This is a genomic window from Streptomyces humicola (assembly GCF_024436035.1).
In the GTDB taxonomy this organism is placed as follows: domain Bacteria; phylum Actinomycetota; class Actinomycetes; order Streptomycetales; family Streptomycetaceae; genus Streptantibioticus_B; species Streptantibioticus_B humicola.
This window is the reverse complement of record NZ_JANFNG010000058.1, coordinates 1-5,225: the sequence shown is the minus strand read 5'-3', so window position 1 is coordinate 5,225 and position 5,225 is coordinate 1. Positions and strand designations below refer to the sequence as shown.

Annotated in this window: 7 protein-coding genes; 4 read left to right on the top strand and 3 right to left on the bottom strand. The window is 70.0% G+C overall.

Annotated features, from left to right (window positions below; translation table 11 throughout):
* Nucleotides 1–148 precede the first annotated feature (148 nt).
* The gene (ndgR, locus tag NGB36_RS32805; protein WP_255924310.1) at nt 149–868 is read right to left on the bottom strand and encodes an IclR family transcriptional regulator NdgR; all 720 of its coding nucleotides are present in this window, start codon (nt 866–868) and stop codon (nt 149–151) included.
* Nucleotides 869–1,040: 172 nt separating this feature from the next.
* On the opposite strand from ndgR, the gene leuC reads away from it, so the two are divergent.
* The 4 genes from leuC (at nt 1,041) to NGB36_RS32785 (ending at nt 4,154) form a co-directional block, all read left to right on the top strand.
* The gene (gene leuC / locus NGB36_RS32800; RefSeq protein ID WP_255924309.1) at nt 1,041–2,465 is read left to right on the top strand and encodes a 3-isopropylmalate dehydratase large subunit; all 1,425 of its coding nucleotides are present in this window, start codon (nt 1,041–1,043) and stop codon (nt 2,463–2,465) included.
* A gap of 5 nt (nt 2,466–2,470) precedes the next feature.
* Nucleotides 2,471–3,076 carry a 3-isopropylmalate dehydratase small subunit gene (gene leuD / locus NGB36_RS32795; RefSeq protein ID WP_255924308.1) on the top strand — a complete coding sequence of 202 codons (606 nt, stop codon included), beginning with the start codon at nt 2,471–2,473 and terminating at the stop codon, nt 3,074–3,076.
* A 128-nt stretch (nt 3,077–3,204) separates the two neighbouring features.
* Nucleotides 3,205–3,438, top strand: coding sequence for an SCO5555 family protein (locus tag NGB36_RS32790; RefSeq protein WP_255924307.1), 234 nt, complete (start codon nt 3,205–3,207; stop codon nt 3,436–3,438).
* A gap of 125 nt (nt 3,439–3,563) precedes the next feature.
* Nucleotides 3,564–4,154: an HU family DNA-binding protein gene (locus tag NGB36_RS32785; protein ID WP_255924306.1), complete on the top strand. Its 591-nt coding sequence runs from the start codon at nt 3,564–3,566 to the stop codon at nt 4,152–4,154.
* A gap of 82 nt (nt 4,155–4,236) precedes the next feature.
* On the opposite strand, the gene NGB36_RS32780 is transcribed toward NGB36_RS32785, so the two are convergent.
* Nucleotides 4,237–4,455: a hypothetical protein gene (locus NGB36_RS32780; protein WP_255924305.1), complete on the bottom strand. Its 219-nt coding sequence runs from the start codon at nt 4,453–4,455 to the stop codon at nt 4,237–4,239.
* Between the two features lie 75 nt (nt 4,456–4,530).
* Nucleotides 4,531–5,205 (bottom strand): 2-phospho-L-lactate guanylyltransferase, encoded by a 675-nt coding sequence (gene cofC / locus NGB36_RS32775; RefSeq protein WP_255924304.1) that lies wholly within the window; start codon nt 5,203–5,205, stop codon nt 4,531–4,533.
* Between the last annotated feature and the right edge of the window lie 20 nt (nt 5,206–5,225).

Below are 5,225 nucleotides of genomic sequence, written 5' to 3'. Positions count from 1 at the left end.
CTAGCACGCTGCCCTCTCAAGGCAGTAGCGCCGGTTCGAATCCGGTCGGGGGTACTGATCGAAAAGCCCTCCGCGGCAGCGGAGGGCTTTGGTGTTGTCCCGATACGGGCATGCGGGCCGGGTCCCGCGGGACCCAGCCCATCCGCGATCATCCCCCGTTGCGCCGCAGCGCCTCCGACAGCCGTGCCGCCGCGTCTATGACCGCCTGGGCGTGCATACGGCCCGGGTGGCGCGTAAGCCGTTCGATCGGGCCGGAGACGGAGACGGCGGCCACCACGCGGTTGGACGGACCGCGTACCGGCGCCGAGACGGACGCCACGCCCGGCTCGCGCTCGCCGATCGACTGGGCCCAGCCGCGCCGCCGTACGCCCGACAGCGCGGTCGCCGTGAAGCGCGCGCCCTGCAGGCCGCGGTGCAGCCTCTCGGGTTCCTCCCAGGCCAGCAGGATCTGCGCGGCGGAGCCGGCCTTCATCGGCAGCGTGGAGCCGACGGGCACGGTGTCCCGCAGTCCGGACAACCGCTCCGCGGCGGCCACGCAGATCCGCATGTCGCCCTGGCGGCGGTAGAGCTGGGCGCTCTCGCCGGTGACGTCGCGCAGGTGGGTCAGGACGGGGCCCGCCGTGGCCAGCAGCCGGTCCTCGCCCGCCGCCGCGGCCAGTTCGGACAGGCGGGGGCCGAGGATGAACCGGCCCTGCATGTCACGGGCGACCATCCGGTGGTGTTCGAGTGCGACCGCCAAGCGGTGCGCGGTGGGGCGGGCGAGGCCGGTGGCGGCGACAAGGCCGGCCAGGGTGGCCGGACCCGACTCCAGTGCACTGAGCACCAAAGCTGCCTTGTCGAGAACGCCGACGCCGCTAGAGTTGTCCATGCAACGATACTCGCGTCTCAAAGTATGAAACGCAAGTTCATTTTTCCGGCGGAGACGGCACGCTTGATGTCAACGCCGGATCGGCGTCTCCCGGTGGCCGCACACCACAGGGACGGGACGCCGCCGTAACTCACCGAGCTGGCCGGCGACGAGGCCGGCCGAAGGGAAAGCGATGGGACGGACACTCGCGGAGAAGGTCTGGGACGACCATGTCGTTCGGCGCGCCGAGGGCGAGCCAGACCTCCTCTTCATCGATCTGCACCTGCTGCACGAGGTGACCAGCCCCCAGGCGTTCGACGGGCTCCGGCTCGCCGGCCGCGGCGTGCGGCGCCTCGACCTGACCATCGCGACCGAGGATCACAACACCCCGACCCTCGACATCGACAAGCCGATCGCCGACCCGGTCTCGCGTACCCAGCTGGAGACGCTGCGCAAGAACTGTGCGGAGTTCGGCGTGCGCCTTCACCCACTGGGCGACGTCGAGCAGGGCGTGGTGCACGTCGTGGGCCCGCAGCTGGGCCTGACCCAGCCCGGTACGACGGTGGTCTGTGGTGACAGTCACACCTCCACGCACGGTGCGTTCGGTGCGCTCGCGTTCGGCATCGGGACCAGCCAGGTCGAGCACGTACTAGCCACGCAGACGCTGCCGATGGCGCCGTTCAAGACGATGGCGATCACCGTCGACGGCGAGCTGCCCGAGGGCGTCACCGCCAAGGACCTGATCCTGGCGATCATCGCGAAGATCGGCACCGGCGGCGGCCAGGGCTATGTCATCGAGTACCGCGGCTCCGCGATCGAGAAGCTGTCGATGGAAGCGCGGATGACCATCTGCAACATGTCCATCGAGGCAGGCGCGCGGGCCGGCATGATCGCCCCGGACGAGACCACTTTTGCGTACCTGAAGGGCCGCCCGCACGCGCCGAAGGGCGCCGACTGGGACGCGGCCGTCGAGTACTGGAGGACGCTGCGCACCGACGAGGACGCCGTCTTCGACCATGAGGTCTACATCGACGCCTCCCAGCTGGCGCCGTTCGTCACCTGGGGCACCAACCCGGGCCAGGGTGCGCCGTTGTCCGCCTCCGTGCCGGACCCGGTCTCCTTCACCGACCCCAGCGAGCGGCTGGCGGCGGAGAAGGCGCTGGAGTACATGGGACTTGCCGCGGGGCAGCCGCTGCGCGAGGTGAAGGTCGACACCGTGTTCGTCGGCTCGTGCACCAACGGCCGCATCGAGGATCTGCGCTCGGCCGCCTCCGTACTGGAAGGCCGCACGGTGGCCGAGGGCGTACGGATGCTGGTCGTCCCCGGCTCGGTGCGCGTCGCGCTGCAGGCGGTCAAGGAGGGCCTGGACAAGGTGTTCACCGCGGCCGGCGCCGAGTGGCGCCACGCGGGCTGCTCGATGTGCCTGGGCATGAACCCCGACCAACTCGCCCCCGGTGAGCGCTCCGCGTCCACCTCGAACCGCAACTTCGAGGGGCGGCAAGGCAAGGGCGGCCGCACCCACCTGGTCTCCCCGCAGGTGGCCGCCGCCACCGCAGTCCTCGGTCACCTGGCCTCCCCGGCCGACCTGGCAGACGTCCGTACCCCCGTGGAGGCCTGAGCGCCATGGAAGCTTTCACCACGCACACCGGTCGCGCCGTGCCGCTGCGCCGCAGCAACGTCGACACCGACCAGATCATCCCGGCGCACTGGCTGAAGAAGGTCACCCGCAACGGCTTCGAGGACGGCCTGTTCGAGGCCTGGCGCAAGGATCCGTCGTTCGTCCTCAACCAGCCCGAGTACGCGGGGGCGACCGTGCTGGTCGCCGGCCCCGACTTCGGCACCGGCTCGTCCCGTGAGCACGCGGTGTGGGCGCTGCAGAACTACGGCTTCAAGACCGTACTCTCCTCGCGCTTCGCCGACATCTTCCGGGGCAACTCGCTGAAGAACGGCCTGCTCACCGTCGTACTGCCGCAGGACGTCATCGACCGGCTGTGGAAGCTGGTCGAGGCCGACCCGAAGGCCGAGATCACCGTCGACCTCGTCGCCCGCGAGGTGCGCGCCGAGGGCCCCTCTGGGTCGCTGACCGAACCCTTCGAGTTGGACGACAACGCCCGCTGGCGGCTGCTAGAAGGACTCGACGACATCAGCTTGACACTGCGCCACGAGGACGACATCGCGGCGTACGAGGCCAAGCGCCCCGCGTACAAGCCGAGCACCATCCACGCCTGACCTCCACAAGCAGCCTAGAACGCGCCCCCCGCCCCCGAGGCGGGGGGCGCGTTCGGTTGACCGCTGACCGCACCGTAAGTTGCGTCCCACGAGGGGTGACAACTCGCCGCAGATGGCACAATTGGCGCATGGACAGCGACGGCCAACTCGACCTCTACCGCGTCGTCGCCGACCGACTCAAGGAGGCGCACAGCAGGGTGCGCTCCCTGCACGCTCCAGAGGACGTAAGACTGGCGCTGATCCGGAAGTTGCTTGTCATCACAGCCGCGGCCAAGCACGACGTGGCGGGTGCGGCGCAGCGTCTCGACCGCCTGATGCGGGACCTCGACGAGGGTCGATTCCCCGATGACGGAAGTGCCTGAGAGCCGAGTTCGTTGCGGCACAAGGGTGATTCGCCCGTTTCGTATTTGATTTGCGGTATATATCTGCCTAACGTGCGAAAAAGCTTGAACTCTATCGTTCCGGCTAAGTCTCCGAAGGGGAAGACGTGAACAAGGCGCAGCTCGTAGAAGCGATTGCCGACAAGCTCGGCGGACGTCAGAACGCGGCGGAAGCGGTCGACGCGGTACTGGACGCGATCGTTCGCGCGACCGTTGCGGGGGACCGGGTCTCGGTCACCGGATTCGGCTCGTTCGAGAAGGTGGAACGCCCGGCCCGTTACGCACGCAACCCGCAGACCGGTGAGCGGGTGCGGGTCAAGAAGACCGCAGTGCCCCGGTTCCGCGCAGGACAGGGCTTCAAGGACCTGGTCAGCGGCACCAAGAAGCTGCCCAAGGGCGGCGAGGTCGCGGTCAAGAAGGCTCCCAAGGGCAGCCTGAGCGGCGGTGTTACGGTCAAGAAGGCCGCGGTGAAGAAGGCGGCCGCGAAGAAGGCGGCGGTGAAGAAGGCCGCGGCGAAGAAGACCACCGCCAAGAAGACCACCGCGAAGAAGGTCACGGCGAAGAAGACCACCGCGAAGAAGACCACCGCGAAGAAGGCGGCGGCCAAGAAGGCCACGGCGAAGAAGGCCGCCAAGAAGGCCCCGGCCAAGAAGGCCACCGCGCGCAAGACCGCCACCAAGCGGACCGCACGCAGGTAGGCAGCACAGCAGGCCGCGACGGGCCGGGCACCCCACGGGGAGCCCGGCCCGCGCCCGTTCCGGGGGACGCAGATCCCCGGGGTCACGCCCCCGGATCGTCGAATGTGGCGAGCGTAATGAAGACCACCCGGCGGGCTTGCCCCTCGCCCTCGGTGCGGATCCGCACCCGCTGCCCCACGCGCAGCATCCGAAGGCCCCCCGCGTCGAACGCCGCCGCGTCGAACGGCACCGGCGTCCCGTCGTCGAGCAGCACGCTGCCACACCGGGTGTCGGGGTCGTACATGTACGAAGTCGCCTGCATATGCGCAGCCTAATCGGCCTGTCCAATCGGCCTGCCTACTCGGTCCGCCTACTCGGCCCGCGCGGGCCCGCCGCGTCAGCGGCTGGTGCCACAGCGGCCCGCCCATCCGAGATCCGCCGTCGCCGCCGTGGTGCGCGGCCCGACGCCGAGCGAGAGCGCCACCCGCAGATCCTCGGCCGTATCCACGTCCCGCCGCACCGAATCCACGCCCGCCAGGGGAATCTCCCGTGCGCCGGAATCCCGGTGGCGTGCGCGCGACGCCCCGCCGAACGCCGGTGCCAGTCCGGTTCCCGCAGCAGCGGTGAGCAGTGTGGTGCCGATTCCGGCGGCGTCGGCGAGAAAAGCGCGATCGGCGGCGGAGGCGGCGTCCAGCACCAATTCCAGTTCGGCGGAGCGCAGCGCCGGCAGATCCGCGTTCAACGCCGCCACGAACGCCTCCGGCGAGCCGGAACGCACGATCCGGGCGCCGTGCGCGAGCGCGGCGTTGAGGCCGGCCGCCGGGGCGTCGGGAACGATCCGCGCACCGAGCGCCGACAGTTCCGCCGCCGCCAGCACGTCATCGGTGACCACCGACACGCTGCGCACCGCGGCACACGCCAGGGCCGCGGCCACGGTGTCCTGCGCGAACGCCAGCGCGAGACCGGGCCGCCCGCCCTCGCCGCCCGCCCCCACGAGCCTGCTCTTCGCCAGCGCCAGCGGCTTGAGCGGTACGACGAGATCCCACACCGTATGGCCCCTTCGGCTTCGCACCGGATCATTCTGCCTGTGCT